Genomic DNA, 21391 nt, shown 5'->3' on the forward strand with positions numbered 1-21391 from the left:
TATCCGTACTCCTGCCTTATTCGACGCCAGAGAAGTCTTCGAGCGTCTCGCCCGCCGCCAGGGTCACATACGCCTTGCGATACCCTTTACGAAACCCCGTGCCGGTAGCCGTCCGTTTGGTCTTCCCTTTGACGTTCAGCACCTGAACACGGTCGACCTTTTTCTCGAACAGCACTTCGATCGCTTTCTTGATTTCCGGCTTGGTCGCATCGCTTGCCACCTTGAAAACGTACTGGTTGTTTTCAGCGGCAAAAGCAGCTTTTTCAGTGACGTGCGGACCAAGCAGAACCTTGAATACACGTTCCTGGTTCATGCCAGCTTCTCCTCGAATTGACGCAGGGCGGAAACGGTCACCAACACCTTGTCGAAAGCAACGAGGCTGACCGGATCGGCAGCAGCAACGTCCACCACGTCCACATTGGGAATATTCCGTGCAGCTAGGTAGAGCTTTTCATCCACTTCGTCAGTGACGATCAGCACTTTTTCCAAGCCGAGCTCATTCAGCTTGGCAACCAGCTGCTTGGTCTTCGGCGTATCGACGGCAAACTCGTCAACCGCGACGAGCCGCTCCTGGCGAACCAGCTCTGAAAGAATCGAACGCACAGCAGCGCGATACATTTTGCGGTTAACTTTCTGCGAGTAATCCTGAGGGCGGGCAGCAAAAGTCACACCACCACTGCGCCACAACGGCGAACGAATGGTACCGGCACGAGCGCGACCCGTTCCTTTTTGGCGCCAAGGCTTCTTGCCACCTCCACGCACATCGGAACGATTCTTCTGAGCACGGCTACCTTGGCGTCCGCTAGCCAGATAGGCTGTGACTACCTGGTGCACCAGCGCCTCATTGAACTCTTTGCCGAAGGTCGCGTCGGACACTTCAACCGTGCCGGCGCTTGCACCTGCAAGATTCAAATTCATCAGTCCTGACTCCCTCAACGAGCTTTGACGGCGCTGCGCACGATGACGTCGCTACCGGCGGGACCCGGAACGGCGCCCTTGATCAGCAGCAGGTTACGTTCGGCATCGACACGCACGACTTCGAGGTTTTGCACGGTGCAACGTGCATTACCCAACTGACCGGCCATCTTCTTGCCCTTGAAGACGCGACCCGGCGTTTGACACATACCGATCGAGCCCGGAGCGCGATGAGCCAGCGAGTTGCCGTGGCTATTATCTTGGGTACGGAAGTTCCAGCGCTTGACAGCCCCTTGAAACCCCTTGCCCTTGGAGGTGCCGGTCACATCAATCATTTGACCAGCTTCGAAGAGGGATACGGTGAGTTCGCCACCCACTTCCGGAGCCTCCTCGCCTTCTGGCAGGCGAAACTCCGTCAGCGAACGGCCGGCCTCAACACCTGCTTTCGCAAAATGTCCTGCTTGCGCCTTGGACAGATGCTTGGCCTTACGTGACCCGGTCGTCACCTGCACCGCGTTATAGCCGTCATTTTCAGCCGTCTTGACAAACGTCACGCGGTTAGGCTCAACCTCGATAACGGTTACAGGCACAGATGCGCCATCTTCGGTGAAGACACGGGTCATCCCGGCCTTCTTCCCGACCAAACCGATAGTCATGTTCAGTCTCCTTTAGTGTACGGGGCTATCACCCGCTATGGCTGCCCTTTCCAGAGCATTCCACTAGCACATTGTATGGCGCCATCGCGGCGCGGCGGTCAGCGTGACGGAGCATGCTCACCGCAAGTGTCTAGTGTGGTATCAGTCGAGCTTGATCTGCACGTCCACGCCAGCGGCGAGGTCGAGCTTCATCAGGGCATCAACGGTTTTCTCTGTCGGCTCGACAATGTCGAGCACACGCTTGTGGGTACGGATTTCATACTGATCGCGCGCGTCCTTGTTAACGTGCGGAGAAATCAGGATGGTGTACCGCTCACGGTTGGTTGGAAGCGGAATCGGCCCACGCACCTGGGCACCCGTCCGTTTAGCGGTTTCGACAATCTCTACCGCGGACTGGTCGATCAGGCGATGGTCGAAAGCCTTCAACCGAATGCGAATCTTCTGGTTCTGCATTTGCCCTAAACTCCAATGGATTTCGACGGCGCGAGCCGTCCACCCACGCATTCAAAGGATGCGCATTATAGGCTCGCAAATTTGCCAAGTCAAACCCTGACATCAAGCAAAACAAGGGGGCTCCCTCGGGAGCCCCTTCTCTATCAACGAGACTTGCAATTACTCGATGATCTTGGCGACAACACCGGCACCAACGGTGCGGCCACCTTCGCGAACCGCAAAGCGCAGGCCGTCTTCCATCGCGATCGGCCCGATCAGCGTCACGGTCATCTTGACGTTGTCGCCAGGCATGACCATTTCGACGCCTTCCGGCAGTTCACAAGTACCGGTCACATCGGTGGTACGAAAGTAGAACTGCGGACGATAGCCTTTGAAGAAAGGCGTATGACGACCACCTTCTTCTTTAGACAGGACATAAACTTCCGCTTCGAAGATGGTGTGCGGCGTGATGGTGCCCGGCTTGGCCAGAACCTGACCGCGCTCGACGTCGTCACGCTTGGTACCACGCAGCAGAGCGCCGATGTTCTCACCAGCCCGGCCTTCGTCGAGCATCTTGCGGAACATTTCGACACCGGTAACGGTCGTCTTGGTCGTTTCCTTGAGGCCGACGATCTCGACTTCTTCGCCGGACTTGACGATACCGCGCTCAACACGACCGGTTACAACGGTACCACGACCGGAAATCGAGAAGACGTCCTCGATCGGCATCAGGAACGGCTGATCGATGGCACGGTCCGGCTCAGGGATGTACTCATCCAGCGCCTTGATCAGGTTGGCAACAGCGGTGGTGCCCATACCGTTGTCATCCTTGCCTTCCAGCGCCATCAGCGCAGAACCAGTAATGATGGGCGTGTCATCACCCGGGAAGTCGTACTCGTTCAGGAGCTCACGAACTTCCATCTCGACCAGTTCCAGCAACTCTTCATCATCGACCATGTCAGCCTTGTTCAGGAACACGACGATGTTGGGAACGCCAACCTGGCGAGACAGCAGGATGTGCTCACGCGTCTGCGGCATGGGACCATCAGCGGCGGAGCAGACAAGGATAGCACCATCCATCTGCGCCGCGCCGGTAATCATGTTCTTGACATAGTCCGCGTGCCCCGGGCAATCCACGTGGGCATAGTGACGCGTTTCCGACTGATACTCGACGTGGGCGGTCGCGATGGTGATACCGCGCTCGCGCTCTTCCGGAGCATTATCGATTGTGTCGAATTCGCGCCAGTCACCACCAAATACCTCAGCGGAGACACGAGTCAAGGCCGCAGTCAGTGTGGTCTTGCCGTGGTCGACGTGACCGATGGTGCCGACGTTGATATGCGGTTTGGAACGTTCGAATTTTTCCTTAGCCACTGCTATTAACCTCTTTACGTTAGCTAACGGTTAACCGTTCTGATTGATGACGGCTTCAACGATGCTTGAGGGCGCCTCGTCGTACTTCGCAAACTCCATAGTGTAGCTTGCACGGCCCTGGGTCTGAGAGCGCAGGTCGGTCGCATAACCAAACATCTCGCCCAGCGGCACCTCTGCGCGGATGATCTTACCCGAAGGAGAATCATCCATGCCCTGCACCAGACCGCGACGACGGTTCAGGTCACCCATGACGTCCCCCATGAACTCCTCGGGAGTCACGACTTCGACCTTCATCATCGGCTCTAGCAGCACGGCCTTGGCCTTGCGGGCCCCTTCTTTGATCGCCATGGAAGAGGCGACCTTGAACGCGGTCTCGTTGGAGTCCACGTCATGGTAGGAACCGTCAAACAGCGTCACCTTGACATCGATCATCGGGTATCCCGCGATCACGCCATTCTGCAGCTGCTCATAGGCCCCTTTCTCGACGGCCGGTACGTATTCCTTGGGAACCACGCCGCCGACGATTTCCGACGCGAATTTGAAGTGCATCTCTTCATCTTCGCCTTTATCTTCCGCGGTCAACGGCTCGATACGCAACATGACATGACCGTATTGACCACGGCCACCTGACTGGCGTACGAACTTACCTTCCTGCTCCACGCTATGGCGAATGGTTTCACGATACGCCACCTGTGGCTTGCCGATATTCGCCTCGACCTTGAACTCTCTACGCAGGCGATCGACGATGATATCGAGGTGCAACTCGCCCATGCCGGAGATGATCGTCTGACCGCTTTCTTCATCTGTCTTCACACGGAAAGACGGATCTTCCTGGGCAAGCTTGCCGAGCGCCACACCCATTTTCTCTTGGTCAGCCTTGGACTTCGGTTCCACAGCGACCGAGATAACCGGATCCGGGAACTCCATACGCTCGAGCACGATCTTGTTCTCGATGTCGCACAGCGTATCACCGGTGGTTACATCCTTGAGGCCGATACAGGCAGCGATGTCACCGGCATAAACTTCCTTGATCTCTTCGCGCGAGTTGGAGTGCATCTGGACGATACGACCAACGCGCTCCTTCTTCTGCTTGACCGAATTGTAGATGCTGTCGCCGGATTTCAGCACCCCGGAATAGACGCGGATGAAAGTCAGCGTACCGACAAACGGGTCGGTGGCGATCTTGAAGGCCAGGGCGGCGAAGGGGGCGCTGTCGTCGGCTTCACGGGTCGCGACGGTGCCGTCCTTGTCGTCCAGCTCGCCCTCGATGGCCTTGACCTCGGTGGGGGACGGCATGTATTCGATGACGCCATCCAGCACCGCCTGCACGCCCTTGTTCTTGAAGGCGGAGCCACAGGTGACCAGGACGATCTCGTTGTCCAAGGTCCGGCGCCGTAGCCCGGCCTTGATTTCCTCAGCGCTCAAGTCACCTTCTTCAAGGTACTTGTCCATCAACTCTTCAGAGGCTTCGGCAGCAGACTCGACCATCTGTTCACGATACGATTCAGCCGTTTCGCGAAGTTCCCCGGGAATATCGAGGAGCTCGTAATTCATGCCGTAATCGTCTTCGCTCCAAGCGACCGCCTTCATCTGGATCAAATCGACGATGCCCTTGAATTCGTCTTCCGCCCCCCAGTTGATCTGGATGGGAACAGCATTGGCATTCAGCTTCTGCTTGAGCTGATCCAGCACCATGAAATAGTCGGCACCGGCGCGGTCCATCTTGTTGACGAAGACCATGCGTGGCACTTCGTACTTGTTCGCCTGTCGCCAGACGGTTTCAGTCTGCGGCTGCACGCCGGAAGAACCGCAGAGCACAACGACAGCACCGTCGAGTACCCGCAGGGAACGCTCCACCTCGATGGTGAAGTCGACGTGTCCCGGCGTATCGATGATGTTGATTCGGTGCTCATCAAACTGCTTGTTCATGCCTTGCCAGAAGCAGGTGGTCGCCGCGGAGGTAATGGTGATACCGCGCTCCTGCTCCTGCTGCATCCAGTCCATGACGGCAGCGCCATCATGGACTTCACCAACCTTGTGCGAGAGGCCGGTGTAAAACAGGATGCGCTCGGTAGTCGTTGTCTTACCGGCGTCGACATGAGCCACGATACCGATGTTGCGGTAGCGCTTGAGCGGAGTCTTGCGTGGCACGATGATAATCCCCGTTAGTTGGAAGTGCGCTCATGACTGAGCGCCCCTTCATGTATGAAAGCCTGGATTGGTCAGGCCGAATCAGAAGCGGTAGTGAGAGAACGCTTTGTTGGCCTCAGCCATACGATGAACATCTTCACGCTTCTTGACGGCAGCGCCCTTGCCTTCTGCGGCATCCAACATTTCACCGGCCAACCGCTGAACCATGGTTTTTTCGCCACGATTACGCGCGGCATCGACCAACCAGCGCATGGCCAGTGCTTGACGCCGCGAGGGCCGCACTTCCACCGGCACCTGATAGGTCGCCCCGCCGACACGGCGCGACTTGACTTCGACCATAGGCTGGATCGTTTCCAATGCCTTGTCGAACACTTCCAGCGGCTCGTCTTTACTACGCTCGGCAACCCGGTCAAGCGCACCATAGACGATACGCTCAGCTACGGACTTCTTACCGCTGACCATCAGGTGGTTCATGAACTTCGCCAGGCGCTCGCTTCCGAACTTCGGATCCGGGAGAATCTCGCGCTTCGCAACAACTCTTCTTCTAGGCATGATAAGCCCTCTAAAAAAGGGTCCTTCAGGTAAACCCGGGACTCACATCCAGCCTGGATAACATGACTGGTGCCGCCCGACCTTACTCATATCTGACCATTAAACGTGTAGATACAACTCAGCATTTGCCGCTTGGCATTACGCCTTGGGCCGCTTGGTGCCGTACTTGGAGCGCCCCTTCTTACGATTCTGGACGCCGGAGGTATCCAGAGATCCCCGAACCGTATGATAACGAACACCGGGCAAGTCTTTTACACGCCCGCCACGAATCAGGACCACGGAGTGTTCCTGCAGGTTGTGACCTTCCCCACCAATATAGGACGCAACTTCATACCCATTGGTCAGGCGGACACGACACACTTTACGCAGAGCCGAGTTCGGCTTTTTCGGTGTCGTGGTATATACGCGGGTGCAAACCCCACGTTTTTGTGGGCAAGACTGCAGCGCCGGCACGTCACTTTTCGCGACGCGGCGCTTGCGCGGCTTGCGCACGAGCTGGTTAATCGTTGCCATAGTCTGTAGCTGACTCCAGTGGTTGCCATAACGATAAGATAGCGGAACGGACACACCCACCCCACTATTTAAAGGTGGCGCATTCTACTGTCTTGAGACATCAATCGTCAAGGCCGCCCATCTCCGGTGAGCGGCCTTGGATCAAGGCTCAGCTTTCTTCGTCGTCTGCGTCAAGAGCCGTCAGCTGTGCACCGAGCTCCTGCTCGACATCGTAGGCCGACGGGTGAAGAGTGCGTTCCGCATCCTCACGTTTACGCTTGCGTTCTGCATGATGCGTCAAGCCGGTACCCGCCGGAATGAGACGTCCAACAACGACGTTTTCCTTCAACCCACGCAGATGATCGCGCTTGCCGGTGACGGCAGCTTCGGTCAACACACGCGTGGTTTCCTGGAAGGAGGCTGCTGAGATGAACGACTCCGTCGCCAGGCTGGCTTTGGTGATACCCAGCAATAAGCGTTCGTACTTGGCCGGGAATTTTTCAGCCTGCACAAGTCGCTCGTTCTCTTCGAGCACTTTAACCATCTCTACCTGGTCACCGGTGATGAAGCTTGAGTCGCCAGCATCAGTAATCTCGACCTTGCGCATCATCTGCCGCACGATGACCTCGATGTGCTTATCGTTGATGCCTACACCCTGCAGGCGATAAACGTCTTGCACTTCCGCCACGATATACTTGGCGAGTTCAGCGACGCCCAACAGGCGCAGGATATCGTGTGGATTGCTGGGGCCATCGGAAATCACTTCGCCACGCTCGACGGTTTCGCCTTCGAAAACGGCCACCTGACGCCATTTGGGAATCAGCATCTCGACCGGATCACCGTTTTCCGGCGTAATCGTCAAGCGGCGCTTGCCCTTGGTTTCCTTGCCGAAGCTGATCATACCGCCAACCTCGGCGAGGATTGCCGGTTCTTTCGGTTTCCGTGCTTCGAACAGATCGGCCACACGAGGCAGACCGCCAGTGATATCCTTGTTGCCGGAAGCTTCGACCGGAATCCTGGCGACCACTTCACCGACACCTATGGTTGCGCCATTATCGACCGAGACGATGGAACGACCGGGCAGCAAGTACTGTACCGGTGTATCGGTGCCCGACACCGTCACATAATTACCTGATTCGTCGGTCAGCATGATCATCGGACGCTTGTCACGACCCGCGGCCGGGCGTGACGCCGACTCGATCACTTCAATAGAGGACAGGCCGGTCATCTCATCCACACTGCGATGAATGGTGATGCCCTCGTCCATGTCGATGTACTGCGCCTTACCTTCAACTTCAGCGATAACCGGGTGCGTGTGCGGGTCCCATTTCGCTACCGCCTGACCCGCTTCGACCGCATCGCCATCGCGTACGTCCAATTCAGCGCCATACGGTAGTTTGTAGTATTCACGCTCGCGACCGTGTTCATCAGCCACAGCCAAGGCACTGGAGCGGGAAACAACGATCAGCTTGCCATCGGTGCGTTCCACATGCTTGATATTGTGCAGTCGAACCTTGCCACCATGCTTGACCTGGACGCTGTCGACAGCCGAGGCCCTGGATGCTGCACCACCGATGTGGAAGGTACGCATCGTCAGCTGGGTACCCGGCTCGCCGATCGACTGGGCGGCAATGACACCAACCGACTCACCGACATTGACCTGATGCCCCCGCGCCAGGTCACGACCATAGCATGCTGAACAGACACCATGCGGGGTCGTGCACGTGATGGCACTGCGTACCACGATCTCATCGACACCCATGGTGTCGAGCTCATTGCACCACGCCTCATCGAGCAAGGTGTTACGCGGGATCAATACATCGCCTGTATTGTCATCGATGACATCTTGTGCCACCACACGGCCCAGCACACGATCAGCCAGCGAGACGATGATGTCGCCACCTTCGATAACCGGATGCAGGGTCAGCCCCTCTTCGGTACCACAATCACTCTCGGTGACGACCAGGTCTTGCGACACATCCACCAGACGACGCGTGAGATAGCCTGAATTGGCTGTCTTCAATGCCGTATCGGCCAGGCCCTTACGTGCCCCGTGGGTCGAAATAAAGTACTGAAGGACATTCAGGCCTTCACGGAAGTTGGCGGTGATCGGCGTTTCGATGATCGAGCCATCCGGCTTGGCCATCAGCCCTCGCATGCCAGCAAGTTGACGAATCTGCGCGGGGCTACCACGAGCACCGGAGTCGGCCATGATGAACACGCTGTTGAACGAGTCCTGCTCGACCTCCTTACCGTCACGATCGATAACCGTTTCCTTGGAAATGCCGGCCATCATCTCTTTCGCGACCTGGTCGTTGGCACGTGCCCAGATATCGATGACCTTGTTGTACTTCTCACCACCGGTCACGAGACCGGAAGAGAACTGGTCCTCGATTTCTTTGACCTCATCTTCCGCTGCATCCACGATGCCCTTCTTGGATTCCGGAATGATGAAATCATTGACCCCGATCGATGCACCCGACCACGTAGCGAGACGGAAGCCGGTGTACATGAGCTGGTCCGCGAAGATTACCGTATCCTTGAGGCCAGCTCGACGATAGACCTCATTGATCAAGCCCGAAATCGCCTTCTTCTTCATCGGCTTGTCAACCAGTTCGAACGGCACTCCCTTGGGCAGGATGCTGAACAGCAGCACGCGGCCAACCGTCGTGTCGAACAGCGAGGTCTTCTTGACCAGGTCACCTCCCTCGCTTTCCGGCAGGTGTTCGGTCAGACGTACCTTGACGCGGGCATGTAACGATACGTTCTGCGTACCGAAAGCTCGCTCCACCTCCTTGAGGTTGGCGAACACCATACCTTCCCCTTTGGCGTTGACCTTTTCGCGCGTCATGTAATACAGGCCAAGCACCACGTCTTGTGACGGCACGATGATCGGCTCGCCATTGGCGGGTGACAACACATTGTTGGTCGCCATCATCAAGGTACGTGATTCGAGCTGCGCCTCCAGCGTCAGAGGCACATGCACGGCCATCTGGTCGCCGTCAAAGTCCGCATTGTAGGCTGCACAGACCAGAGGATGCAGTTGAATTGCCTTGCCTTCGATCAATAGCGGCTCGAATGCCTGGATACCCAGACGGTGCAAGGTCGGTGCACGGTTCAGCAGCACCGGATGTTCACGAATCACGTCAGCCAGGATATCCCAGACTTCGGGCAACTCGCGCTCGACCATTTTCTTGGCGGCCTTGATGGTCGTCGCTTCGCCGATGGCCTGCAACTTGGAATAGATGAAGGGCTTGAACAGCTCCAGCGCCATCTTCTTGGGCAGACCGCACTGATGCAGACGCAGGGTCGGCCCCACGGTAATGACCGAGCGTCCGGAATAGTCGACACGTTTACCGAGCAGGTTCTGACGGAAGCGTCCCTGCTTGCCCTTGATCATGTCGGCCAGCGATTTCAACGGACGCTTGTTGGAACCGGTAATCGCTCTGCCGCGACGCCCGTTATCGAGCAGCGCATCGACCGACTCCTGCAACATCCGCTTCTCGTTACGCACGATGATGTCGGGCGCACTGAGATCCAGCAGTCGTTTCAGCCGGTTATTACGGTTGATGACTCGGCGATACAGGTCATTGAGATCAGAGGTCGCAAAACGTCCGCCATCCAGCGGCACCAATGGACGCAGATCCGGTGGCAGTACCGGCAGCACTTCCATCACCATCCAGGCCGGATCATTGCCGGACTGATGAAATGCTTCCAGAAGCTTGAGTCGCTTGGAAAGCTTCTTGACCTTGGTATCGGAGTTTGTCTGCGGAATCTCTTCTCGCAGTTGATTGATTTCTTCGTCGAGATCAATGTCATTGAGGAGAACCTGAACCGCTTCCGCCCCCATGCGAGCATCGAAATCGTCGCCGAACTCTTCGAGAGCCTCGAAATACTGCTCATCATTGAGAAGCTGACCACGTTCCAGGGTCGTCATGCCCGGATCGATGACCATGAAACTCTCGAAATAGAGAACCCGCTCGATATCGCGCAGTGTCATATCGAGGAACAAGCCAATCCGTGACGGCAACGACTTGAGAAACCAGATATGCGCCACCGGAGAGGCCAGCTCTATGTGGCCCATACGCTCACGGCGAACTGCCGCCTTGGTGACCTCGACACCACACTTTTCGCAGATGATGCCGCGATGCTTCATCCGCTTGTATTTGCCACACAAGCACTCATAGTCTTTGACCGGGCCGAAGATCTTGGCACAGAACAGGCCGTCACGCTCCGGCTTGAAGGTGCGGTAGTTGATGGTCTCAGGCTTTTTCACCTCACCGTAAGACCAAGAGCGAATCAAGTCCGGTGATGCGAGCGTAATCTTGATCGCATCGAATTCGTCGGACTGAGCCTGCGATTTGAGGACTTTCACCAAATCTTTCATGGGTCGGCTCCGTTGCGGAGTTATCAAGGGCGGGGGCCATCACGCCGGCCCCCGCGGACCGTCATTGTCGAGCGCAGCTAATCGCGTATGTACAGCGACTAGCCTTCCAACTCGATATCGATGCCCAAGGAGCGAATCTCTTTCACCAGGACATTGAAGGATTCCGGCATGCCGGCTTGCATACTGTGATCGCCGTCGACGATGCTCTTGTACATCTTCGTACGCCCTTCCACATCGTCGGACTTGACCGTCAACATTTCCTGCAGCGTATAGGCGGCACCATAGGCCTCCAGTGCCCAGACCTCCATCTCGCCGAAGCGTTGTCCACCAAATTGGGCCTTACCACCCAATGGCTGCTGGGTGACCAGCGAGTAGGAACCGGTGGAGCGCGCGTGCATCTTGTCGTCGACCAGATGGTTGAGCTTGAGGATGTACATGTAGCCAACGGTCACAGGCCGATCAAAGGCTTCACCCGTACGACCATCATAAAGCGCCATCTGACCTGATTCAGGCAGATCAGCAAGCTTGAGCAGATGCTTGATCTCGTGCTCCTTGGCACCGTCAAATACCGGCGTCGCCATGGGGACCCCACCACGCAGATTCTTGGCCAGCGCGATGACCTCATCATCGCTCAAGGAGTCCAGATCCTCCTGGCGTGTACCCTCGGTATTGTATATCTGGCCGAGGAAATCACGGATCTCGGCCGCCTGTTGTTGACGGGCATCCCGCAACATCGCATCGATCTTGACACCCAATCCTCGAGCAGCCATGCCCAAGTGGGTTTCAAGCACCTGACCGACGTTCATGCGTGAGGGTACGCCGAGCGGGTTGAGCACCACGTCCACCGGCTCACCATTGGCGTCGAATGGCATATCCTCGACCGGCATGATCGCCGAGATCACGCCTTTGTTGCCGTGACGACCGGCCAGCTTGTCGCCCGGCTGAATACGACGTTTGACCGCCATGTAAACCTTGACGATCTTCAGCACACCGGGTGCCAGATCATCGCCCTGAGTGAGCTTGCGTTTCTTGTCTTCGAAACGCTCATCCATCTCCTTGCGGCGATTTTCGAGTTGCTCATCAGCCTGAGCCAGCAGCTCATTCAGCGCTTCATCCTGCATCCGCAACTTGAACCACTGCTGACGCGGCAACTCTTCCAGGTAGTCATCGCTGAGCACATCGCCTTTGTTGAGCTTGGGCCCACCATTGACCGCCTGCCCGGCAAGCGAGCGCTTGAGACGTTCGAACGTGGCGTCTTCAGCAATCCGGTAGGTTTCCTGCAGATCCTTGCGTACCTCATCAAGCTGCATCTGCTCAATGGACAACGCGCGAGAATCCTTGTCGACACCATCGCGTGTAAAAATCTGGACGTCGATAATCGTGCCATACATGCCGGTCGCGACACGCTGCGATGTATCCTTCACATCGGAGGCTTTTTCCCCAAAGATTGCGCGCAGCAATTTCTCTTCGGGAGTCAGCTGGGTTTCCCCTTTGGGCGTCACCTTGCCTACCAGAATATCACCAGGGCCGACCTCGGCGCCGATATAGACGACACCGGCTTCATCAAGCTTGGACAGCGCCGACTCACCGACATTGGGGATATCCGAGGTGATCTCTTCTGCGCCCAGTTTGGTATCCCGGCAAACGCAAGTCAGTTCCTGAATATGCACCGTAGTAAAGCGGTCTTCCTGAGACACACGCTCAGACAGCAGGATCGAGTCCTCGAAGTTGTAGCCGTTCCAGGGCATAAACGCGATACGCATGTTTTGACCGAGCGCGAGGTCTCCCATATCCACTGAGGGACCATCGGCGAGGATATCGCCTTGGGCGACAACATCTCCTGGACGCACGATAGGGCGCTGATTCATGCAGGTGTTCTGGTTCGAGCGCAGGTACTTGGTCAGGTTGTAGATATCGACACCGGCTTCCCCACCGATGATCTCATCCTCATTGACCCGTACCACGATCCGCTTGGCATCGACGGAATCAATCACACCACCACGGCGAGCAACCGCACAGACACCGGAATCCCGTGCGACAAACCTTTCCATTCCGGTGCCGACCAGAGGTTTGTCGGCGCGCAAGCTCGGAACGGCCTGGCGCTGCATATTGGATCCCATCAGGGCCCGGTTGGCATCGTCATGCTCCAGGAAAGGTACCAACGCCGCAGCCACGGATACCACCTGGCGAGGAGAGACATCCATCAAGGTCACCTTGTCAGGTGCCATGAAGGTCGTTTCACCTTTATGTCGGACCTGGACCAGGTCATCAACGAGCTTATTGTCACCATCGACCGTGGCTGATGCCTGAGCGATGATGTAATCCCCTTCTTCGATAGCCGAAAGGTGGATCACCTCATCAGTCACTTGCCTGTCAACCACCTTGCGATAAGGCGTCTCGAGGAAGCCGTAACTATTGGCGTAACTATAAGTGGCCAACGAGTTGATCAGGCCGATGTTCGGCCCTTCCGGTGTCTCGATCGGGCAGAGACGTCCATAATGCGTTGCATGTACGTCACGCACCTCGAACCCGGCTCGTTCACGGGTCAAACCGCCCGGACCAAGCGCTGAAACACGACGCTTGTGCGTCACTTCCGACAAGGGGTTGTTCTGGTCCATGAACTGCGACAGCTGGCTCGACCCGAAGAACTCCTTGACTGCCGCCGCAACGGGCTTGGCATTGATCAGGTCCTGTGGCATCAGGCCTTCACTCTCGGCCATCGACAGCCGTTCCTTGACCGCCCGTTCGACACGCACCAGGCCAACGCGGAACTGATTTTCAGCCATCTCGCCGACACAGCGAATGCGACGGTTGCCAAGGTGATCAATATCATCGACATCACCGAAGCCATTACGGATATTGATCAGTTCTTTCAGGACATCGGTGATATCCTGGTTGTCGAGAACCCCTGGGCCTGTATCGCTGCCACGACGCAAGCGCCGATTGAACTTCATGCGGCCGACACCGGACAGGTCGTAGCGGTCCTCGGTGAAGAACAGGTTATTGAACAACGTCTCGGCAGCCTCCTTCGTCGGCGGCTCACCGGGACGCATCATGCGATAGATTTCAACCAAAGCCTCCAGCTGGGTCTGTGTCGTATCCAGCTTGAGTGTTTCGGACATGAAAGGACCGCAGTCGAGATCGTTCGTATAGAGCGTCTCGATGGTAGTGATTCCTGCCTTAGCCAACTTTTCGAGCAGTTCGGGGGTGATCTCCGTGTTGCACTCACAGATCAACTCCCCGGTATTCGGGTCCACTTGTCGCTTGGCCAGCGTCTTGCCAAAAAGGTACTCCATAGGTACCTCAAGGCGCTCAAGCCCCGACTTTTCCATCTGGCGAATATGCTTCTGCGTGATTCTCCGCCCTTCTTCAACGATGACGCTGCCATCAACATCTTTGATGTCGAAGGTCGCGGTTTCACCACGTAACCGTGACGGGACAAGATCAACCGAGAAGCCGGATGCTTCGATATGAAACACACTGGTGTCGAAGAACGTATCGAGAATGTCTTCCGCATCCATCCCCAATGCACGCAGCAACACGGTCGCAGGCAGCTTACGACGACGGTCGATACGGACAAAGACGTTGTCTTTGGGGTCGAACTCAAAATCAAGCCAGGAGCCGCGATAGGGAATGACCCGAGCGGAATAGAGCAGCTTGCCGGAAGAGTGACTCTTACCTTTATCATGGTCAAAAAAGGCACCCGGACTGCGGTGAAGCTGGGAAACGATGACGCGCTCAGTGCCATTGACGACAAAGGTGCCGTTCTCGGTCATCAGGGGGATTTCCCCCATATAGACTTCCTGCTCCTTGATGTCCTTGATCGCCTTATTGGATGACTCCTTGTCATAGATGATCAGGCGAACCTTGACGCGTAACGGAGCAGAATAGGTGACACCGCGCAGTTGACACTCCTTGACATCAAACGCTGGAGTCCCGAAACGGTAGCTGACATATTCGAGAGCCGCGTTACCGGAAAAGCTCTCGATTGGGAATACGGATTTGAAAGCAGCATGGAGACCCAGCTCCAGACGCTCTTCCGGGGCGCGATCCTGCTGGAGAAAGTCGTGATAGGAATCAAGCTGGATGGCCAGCAGGTAAGGCACATCCATCACTTGGGGCAGTTTGCCAAAATCCTTGCGGATGCGTTTTTTCTCAGTGTATGAGTAAGCCATCTGTATTCCCCAGCTTGTTCACCATGGGTGACCGATGCATTTCGGCGACACCATACGGAGTGATTCCGTCTGGTGGTGACGGCAAGTCCAACATCACCCACCGTCTCAACTCATCTGGCGGGTTATCAATAGATATGACAGCCTGCCAGTAACAACAGAAAAAGGCCGGCAGCGGACAAGCCGCCACCAGCCACGGAAGCTTACGCAGCGCGTAAAGCCTCGGGCAACAAGGAGTTACTTGAGCTCCACGGTTGCGCCGGCGTCTTCCAGTTTTTGCTTGGCCTCTTCGGCATCTTCCTTGGACATACCTTCTTTCAGGGTAGCCGGCGCACCATCGACGGCGCCTTTCGCTTCCTTGAGACCCAAGCCGGTGATCTCGCGCACTACCTTGATGACGTTGACTTTCTTGTCTCCTGGCGATGACAGGACCAAATCGAACTCGGTCTGCTCTTCCGCTTCTTCAGCTTCGCCACCACCAGCAGGACCGGCAACGACTGCTGCTGCCGCTGTCACGCCGAATTTCTCTTCCATCGCCTCAATCAGCTCAGCGACTTCCATCACTGACATGTCGGCGACAGCGTTGATGATATCTTCTTTGCTAAGTGCCATTTTACAATTCCTGAACTTTGCGGAGCCCCGCCTTTACTCAATCGGGTACTCGGTTAACAGTATGCGGTCAGCAAGTCTTTTAGGCAGCTTCTTCCTGCTTCTGGTCACGCAGAGCCGCCAGAGTCCGAACCAGCTTGCCGGCTGAAGCTTCCTTCATGACCGACATCAGCTTGGATATCGCCTCATCATACGTTGGCAATGTCGCCAAACGATCCAGCTGGGAAGCCGGGATAAACTCGCCTTCGTAAGCCAGCGCTTTGACCTCGAACGCCTTTTCATGCTTGGCAAACTCCTTGAACAAGCGCGCAGCGGCGCCTGGATGTTCAGTAGAGAAAGCCAGCAACGTCGGGCCAACGAACGTCTCGTTCAGGCACTCCCAGGGAGTGCCTTCCAGCGCACGGCGTGCCAACGTGTTGCGAACGACACGAATTTGCACACCATTCTCGCGGGCTTGTTTACGCAATGTCGTCATTGCGCTGACATTGACACCGCGAGAATCGGCAACAACGATGGAGAGTGCATCCTTGGCAGTCTCACTGACCTCGGCAACGATTGCCTTCTTGCCTTCGAGAGCTAGTGCCACTTTGATCACTCCATGTTTGCCAGGAAACGCCCCGAAACATACAGGCCGAACCTGGATTTGCCATCTCCTTCCCAAACATGATGCGGGAAGGTCTTGGGTGATGGTGCACACCAGCACACTGGCGGCCACACCATCTGCGTAGGCATCCATACTACGGAACATTAAGCCCTTTGGAGGCGCCTACGGTCTTTGACGGCGCCCCGCCTGAGCGCGGGGACCGCAAAGTTACTTTCTCTTGTCTACCCGGTCACACGAATGAACTGTGATCGAGCGTAAGCCCCGGCCCCATCGTGGTAGACAAGGTCATTTTCTTGAAATACACGCCTTTAGACGTGCTGGGCTTCAATTTCTTGAGATCGCCGACTAACGCTTCCAAATTGCCTTTGATAGCGTCGGCCTCAAAATCCACTTTTCCAAGCGTGGTATGGATAATGCCGTTTTTGTCAGTACGGAAACGCACCTGGCCAGCTTTGGCATTCTTGACAGCAGTCGCTACGTCCGGCGTTACGGTTCCCACCTTCGGATTCGGCATCAAACCACGCGGCCCGAGAATCTGGCCAAGCTGACCGACCACACGCATGGCATCAGGAGAAGCGATGACAACGTCGAAATCGAGCTGACCTTTCTTCACTTCTTCCGCGAGCTCATCCATCCCGACGATGTCAGCGCCGGCTTCTTTCGCGGCGTCGGCATTGGCACCTTGAGTAAAAACGGCAACACGCACATCTTTACCCGTGCCATTAGGCATCACAGTAGCACCACGCACCATTTGATCGGATTTGCGCGGATCGACGCCCAAGTTAATGGCCACATCTACCGACTCTTTAAAATTGACAGTCGACAAACTCGATAACAAAGAGACCGCTTCTTCCAGCGAATACGCCTTGTTCGGGTCAACTTTTTCCTGAATCTGTCTTGCGCGCTTGCTCAATTTCGCCATGATCAGAGCCCCTCCACATTGAGACCCATACTACGGGCACTGCCAGCGATAGTACGAACAGCCGCATCAAGGTCTGAAGCCGTCAAATCCGGCTCCTTGGTCTTGGCTATTTCCTCGAGCTGCTCACGAGTCACTGTTCCGACCTTGTTCTTGTTCGGCTCACCCGAACCCGACTTGATTCCTGCCGCTTTCTTCAGCAAAACCGCTGCAGGCGGCGTCTTGGTGATGAACGTGAAGCTTCGGTCGGCATAAACGGTAATAACAACAGGAGTCGGCAGCCCTGCCTCAAGGTCCTGCGTCTCGGCATTAAACGCCTTGCAGAACTCCATGATATTAACACCGTGCTGCCCCAACGCCGGGCCCACGGGCGGGCTCGGATTGGCCTTACCTGCTGCCACCTGCAGCTTGATATAAGCCTCTACTTTCTTAGCCATGGTACTCTCCAGTTGGGTAGTAGCGCCTTTCGGCTCCCCGATAATGAATGCTGCTCTAGCAGCTAATGCCAGCACTAACCCGCGTCAGCACTGGGTCACTCCTTTTCGACCTGCGCAAATTCCAACTCGACAGGAGTGGAACGGCCAAAGATAAGCACACTGACCTGGAGCCGGTTCTTGTCATAGTTGACTTCTTCAACCACGCCATTGAAGTCGGCAAAAGGCCCATCAATCACGCGTACGGACTGACCGGGCTCAAATACGGTTTTTGGACGGGGCTTGTCGCTGCCATCCTGGACACGTCGTAAAATAGCATCCGCTTCCTGCTGCGTAATGGGCGCTGGCTTCTCTTTGGTTCCACCGATGAACCCCATGACACGTGGTGTCTCATTCACCAAATGCCAAGTGGCATCGTCCATATCCATCTCGACCAGCACATAGCCAGGATAGAACTTGCGCTCACTCTTTCGTCGCTTGCCATCACGCATTTCGACGACTTCCTCGGTCGGCACCAGGATTTCGCCAAAACGCTCTTCCATACCATACATCTTCACGCGTTCACGCAAGGAACGCATGACATGCTTCTCGAAACCGGAATAGGCATGCACGACATACCAACGCTTGGACATGGAGTCTCCTAACCAATGACGCCGGACATGGCCCAACCCAGAAGGGTATCAATCAGCCAGAGCAAAAGGCCGACCAGCGCCACAGCCACCAGCACTATTGCTGTGGTTTGAACCGTTTCTTGCCGAGAGGGCCACACGACGCGCTGAATTTCCTTACGCGCACCTCGTGCCAGCTCAAGCAGCTCACGACCTTTCGCCGTTGTCAGGGCAACCACCCCGGCCAGCGCGCCGAGAACCACTACGCCAAGCACACGATATAACATCGCCTGGCCTGAGAAATAAGAATTCCCGACGACAGCGGCAACGACCAACACGGCAACCACCGCCCACTTGAGCCCGTCGTAGCGCGAAGCTTGCACCTCGGCATTTTGTTTCATGAAAACGAGACTCCTCAGGATACGGCGATCAAACAGAGTAGTATAAAGACACGCTCAGTCTGGGGGAAGACTGGCAGGCCAGGAGGGAATCGAACCCCCAACCTGCGGTTTTGGAGACCGCTGCTCTGCCAATTGAGCTACTGGCCTATAACACAGCTGAGCAACCTCAGCAGGGCGAAACATGGTATCTCAAACCAATCTTGGAAGCAACCCAAGAGATCACCATATCCCAGCACTAGACAAGCCTAATCGATCATTCGACAAATGGAGCTCATGGACGGATTTGAACCGTCGACCTCACCCTTACCAAGGGTGTGCTCTACCCCTGAGCTACATGAGCACAACGATTATTTGACAACAACTCGTTGGAGCGGGTAGCGGGAATCGAACCCGCATCATCAGCTTGGAAGGCTGAGGTTCTACCATTGAACTATACCCGCCTACCCGCTCTTTCAGCCGGGACTACAATCGACACGACATCAAAAGCTGGTGGAGGGGGAAGGATTCGAACCTTCGAAGCTTTCGCGGCAGATTTACAGTCTGCTCCCTTTGACCACTCGGGAACCCCTCCAGCTGGACGGCAAATTCTACCGACTCTCTTCATGCTGTCAAGCACTTATTTTTCAAATACTTGAAGCTGACCGCGAGACGATAGTTCGCCTGTAGAACGCGGCGCATTGTGTCAAACGAAAACTGAAAATGCAAGCCCAGCCCGTATTTTTTCCAGCGTCACCGGGGGTGGCACTCGAGGGGCGCCGGCCATTCGCCCTGCACGCTCCGCCGGCGTCAGGGGGAAACAAGCTTCAAGTCCCGCATATACCATGTCAGGCCACAAGGCATGAGGGACTCTCATTCCTCTTGAAACGACTCTGGCATCGCCTCCTGTCATCAACAGAGGCAATGCGACCCCTTCGCGATCACAGACTTCACTGTAGATACGGTTTACGGCACTCACGGCTGCCATGAATATTCCGTGGTTGACGGCTTCAACCGTGTTTCTCCCTGGAGCCAACAACTCGTCGGCCTCACTGTCAGGGTCGATGGCGACATTTCGCGTCCCCAATTGAAGACTCTCTTTCATCAACCGTAAGCCCGGCAGGATATACCCTCCCAGATGTCGTCCGCCGGGCAAGACGAAATCGATCGTGATAGCACTGCCACAATCGACACAACAGCATGCCCCGGCCAACTGATACCCCGCCAGGCTACCCATCCATCGGTCAACACCCAAGCGACCAGGCTCACGATAGCCATTACTGACACCGAGCGCTTCGGCGGCCGAACGAGCGACATGGACGGCTCCGACTTGACGCTTGAGAAGCGTAACAGTTTCTTGCAGTACAGCCTCTCTGGCCACACTGGAGATACGCACAGCCTCGACCACATCAAGGTCCGGGATGTCAGCACCAGGGCGCCACTCCTCGCGGGTCCATACAGCCCCTCGCGAACGAATCTCGCTACTTGCCGTATCCTTGAGACGCCACTTGGACAGTGTGTTGCCAATATCAAGATCGAGGATCATGCACTACCACGCACGCTGACTTCGCCACCAGCCAACTTTTCCAAGCCCCCACCCCGCCTAACGAGCAAGCATCCGGACGCATCCACACCTTCAGCGATTCCGGCATATTGGCGGTCACCTTGAATCACTTCCACCTCAGCTCCTGCATAAGCATGTCGCGCGTTCCACTCCTGGCACCAGGGGCCGAATCCCTCATGATCAAACCCCGGAAGCATCTGAAACAATGCCTCGAGCAACTCCGCGGCCAATTGATTGCGACCGATGCCTGGAGAGACGTCATGCACCGCGGCAGTAGGCTGATCAACATCGTGGCGTGATTCCCTGGGCAGAGATACATTCAGCCCCAATCCAATGACGAGATCACACGGACCAGAAAAGTCACCGCTGACTTCGAGAAGGATGCCGGCGAGTTTACGGTACTGCCCCCCGCCTTCAAGCAAGATGTCATTGGGCCATTTGAGAGAGATAGACAAGCCATGGCGTTCCAGGACCTGTGCAACGACTACGCCTACCGCCAGACTCAGCCCTTCCACACTATTGACACCCCCTTCGAAACGCCAGCCCATAGACAGCAGCAAACCTCGTCCCCATGGACACATCCATGCGCGGCCGCGACGGCCACGCCCAGCTGTTTGTGACTCAGCCAAGCATACCTCCGCATGTCCTGCGCCTAAAGCAAAGCGATCACGCAGATACTGGTTCGTCGAAGGCAGCGCTTCCTCGACGAAGAGTCGTTGCAACTGAGCCCGACTGTGGGCAGGCAACTGAGCGATGATGGTTGCCCCATCCAGCAACTCAACCGATTCAGCCAAGCGATACCCCAGTCCTTTGACCGCTTCCAGAGGGATATCCAGTCCTTCCAGCTTTTTCAACTGTTTCCATACCGCTGTCCGGGAAACGCCAAGCTGCTCTCCCAGTTCCTCTCCTGAATGATAATTCCCATCACTCAGAAGACGTATCAGGTCGCCAATTACCATGACTCCAGTCTCAGACGCGAAAAGCGCCATTCTATCGGATGCCATTCAGGTCAGGAAACGCCAATGGACCAAAGTGGGAGCAAATCAGTCCGCCGGGCCCATCGACGACCCAAAAAAAATCCCCCGGGGGGTTCCCGGGGGATTGTCATGTGAGGGCCTGACGATGACCTACTCTCGCATGGGGAA

At 56.1% G+C, this 21391-nt stretch carries 18 protein-coding genes and 4 tRNA genes; all 22 read right to left on the reverse strand.

The genetic code is table 11. The annotated features are described in order from the left end of the window. Positions 1–16: 16 nt before the first annotated feature. Positions 17–313: a 50S ribosomal protein L23 gene (rplW, locus tag BLW01_RS17960; RefSeq protein ID WP_092572356.1), complete on the reverse strand. Its 297-nt coding sequence runs from the start codon at positions 311–313 to the stop codon at positions 17–19. Continuing rightward, positions 310–918 carry a 50S ribosomal protein L4 gene (gene rplD / locus BLW01_RS17965; protein WP_092572358.1) on the reverse strand — a complete coding sequence of 203 codons (609 nt, stop codon included), beginning with the start codon at positions 916–918 and terminating at the stop codon, positions 310–312. The genes rplW and rplD overlap by 4 nt, the downstream gene beginning before the upstream one ends. Before the next feature lie 14 nt (positions 919–932). Beyond that, a complete protein-coding gene (gene rplC, locus BLW01_RS17970; protein WP_092572360.1) occupies positions 933–1571 on the reverse strand; it encodes a 50S ribosomal protein L3 in 639 nt (212 codons plus the stop codon). Positions 1572–1712: 141 nt separating this feature from the next. After that, entirely contained in the window at positions 1713–2024 is a 312-nt protein-coding gene (gene rpsJ / locus BLW01_RS17975) for a 30S ribosomal protein S10 (protein ID WP_092572362.1), read from the reverse strand. A gap of 159 nt (positions 2025–2183) precedes the next feature. Continuing rightward, complete coding sequence (gene tuf, locus BLW01_RS17980) at positions 2184–3377, reverse strand: elongation factor Tu (protein ID WP_092572364.1); 1194 nt, start codon at positions 3375–3377, stop codon at positions 2184–2186. A gap of 30 nt (positions 3378–3407) precedes the next feature. Further along, a complete protein-coding gene (gene fusA, locus BLW01_RS17985; protein WP_092572366.1) occupies positions 3408–5528 on the reverse strand; it encodes an elongation factor G in 2121 nt (706 codons plus the stop codon). A gap of 81 nt (positions 5529–5609) precedes the next feature. After that, the gene (gene rpsG, locus BLW01_RS17990; protein WP_092572368.1) at positions 5610–6080 is read right to left on the reverse strand and encodes a 30S ribosomal protein S7; all 471 of its coding nucleotides are present in this window, start codon (positions 6078–6080) and stop codon (positions 5610–5612) included. Between the two features lie 138 nt (positions 6081–6218). Beyond that, the gene (gene rpsL, locus BLW01_RS17995) at positions 6219–6593 is read right to left on the reverse strand and encodes a 30S ribosomal protein S12 (protein WP_092572370.1); all 375 of its coding nucleotides are present in this window, start codon (positions 6591–6593) and stop codon (positions 6219–6221) included. A 148-nt stretch (positions 6594–6741) separates the two neighbouring features. Then, on the reverse strand, positions 6742–10959 hold the full coding sequence (rpoC, locus tag BLW01_RS18000) for a DNA-directed RNA polymerase subunit beta' (protein ID WP_092572372.1): 4218 nt from the start codon (positions 10957–10959) through the stop codon (positions 6742–6744). Between the two features lie 98 nt (positions 10960–11057). Continuing rightward, positions 11058–15134 (reverse strand): DNA-directed RNA polymerase subunit beta, encoded by a 4077-nt coding sequence (rpoB, locus tag BLW01_RS18005; protein WP_092572374.1) that lies wholly within the window; start codon positions 15132–15134, stop codon positions 11058–11060. 234 nt (positions 15135–15368) lie between these two features. Then, the gene (rplL, locus tag BLW01_RS18010) at positions 15369–15743 is read right to left on the reverse strand and encodes a 50S ribosomal protein L7/L12 (protein WP_092572376.1); all 375 of its coding nucleotides are present in this window, start codon (positions 15741–15743) and stop codon (positions 15369–15371) included. Positions 15744–15822: 79 nt separating this feature from the next. After that, positions 15823–16326, reverse strand: a complete 504-nt coding sequence (gene rplJ / locus BLW01_RS18015; RefSeq protein WP_092572379.1) for a 50S ribosomal protein L10 — start codon at positions 16324–16326, stop codon at positions 15823–15825. A gap of 247 nt (positions 16327–16573) precedes the next feature. Next, positions 16574–17266: a 50S ribosomal protein L1 gene (rplA, locus tag BLW01_RS18020; protein WP_092572381.1), complete on the reverse strand. Its 693-nt coding sequence runs from the start codon at positions 17264–17266 to the stop codon at positions 16574–16576. A 2-nt stretch (positions 17267–17268) separates the two neighbouring features. After that, positions 17269–17700 (reverse strand): 50S ribosomal protein L11, encoded by a 432-nt coding sequence (gene rplK, locus BLW01_RS18025; RefSeq protein WP_092572383.1) that lies wholly within the window; start codon positions 17698–17700, stop codon positions 17269–17271. A gap of 95 nt (positions 17701–17795) precedes the next feature. Beyond that, a complete protein-coding gene (gene nusG, locus BLW01_RS18030) occupies positions 17796–18329 on the reverse strand; it encodes a transcription termination/antitermination protein NusG (RefSeq protein WP_092572385.1) in 534 nt (177 codons plus the stop codon). Positions 18330–18337: 8 nt separating this feature from the next. Beyond that, positions 18338–18706, reverse strand: a complete 369-nt coding sequence (gene secE, locus BLW01_RS18035; RefSeq protein WP_092572387.1) for a preprotein translocase subunit SecE — start codon at positions 18704–18706, stop codon at positions 18338–18340. 71 nt (positions 18707–18777) lie between these two features. After that, positions 18778–18853 (reverse strand) — tRNA-Trp (locus BLW01_RS18040). A gap of 118 nt (positions 18854–18971) precedes the next feature. Then, a tRNA-Thr gene (locus BLW01_RS18045) sits at positions 18972–19046 on the reverse strand. A 26-nt stretch (positions 19047–19072) separates the two neighbouring features. Further along, positions 19073–19146 (reverse strand) — tRNA-Gly (locus tag BLW01_RS18050). Between the two features lie 47 nt (positions 19147–19193). Next, positions 19194–19277, reverse strand: a tRNA-Tyr gene (locus BLW01_RS18055). Between the two features lie 111 nt (positions 19278–19388). After that, complete coding sequence (locus tag BLW01_RS18060) at positions 19389–20228, reverse strand: type III pantothenate kinase (RefSeq protein WP_092572389.1); 840 nt, start codon at positions 20226–20228, stop codon at positions 19389–19391. Next, positions 20225–21205, reverse strand: a complete 981-nt coding sequence (locus BLW01_RS18065; RefSeq protein ID WP_092572391.1) for a biotin--[acetyl-CoA-carboxylase] ligase — start codon at positions 21203–21205, stop codon at positions 20225–20227. The genes BLW01_RS18060 and BLW01_RS18065 overlap by 4 nt, the downstream gene beginning before the upstream one ends. Between the last annotated feature and the right edge of the window lie 186 nt (positions 21206–21391).

It is taken from the genome of Aidingimonas halophila (assembly GCF_900106955.1).
Classification (GTDB): domain Bacteria; phylum Pseudomonadota; class Gammaproteobacteria; order Pseudomonadales; family Halomonadaceae; genus Aidingimonas; species Aidingimonas halophila.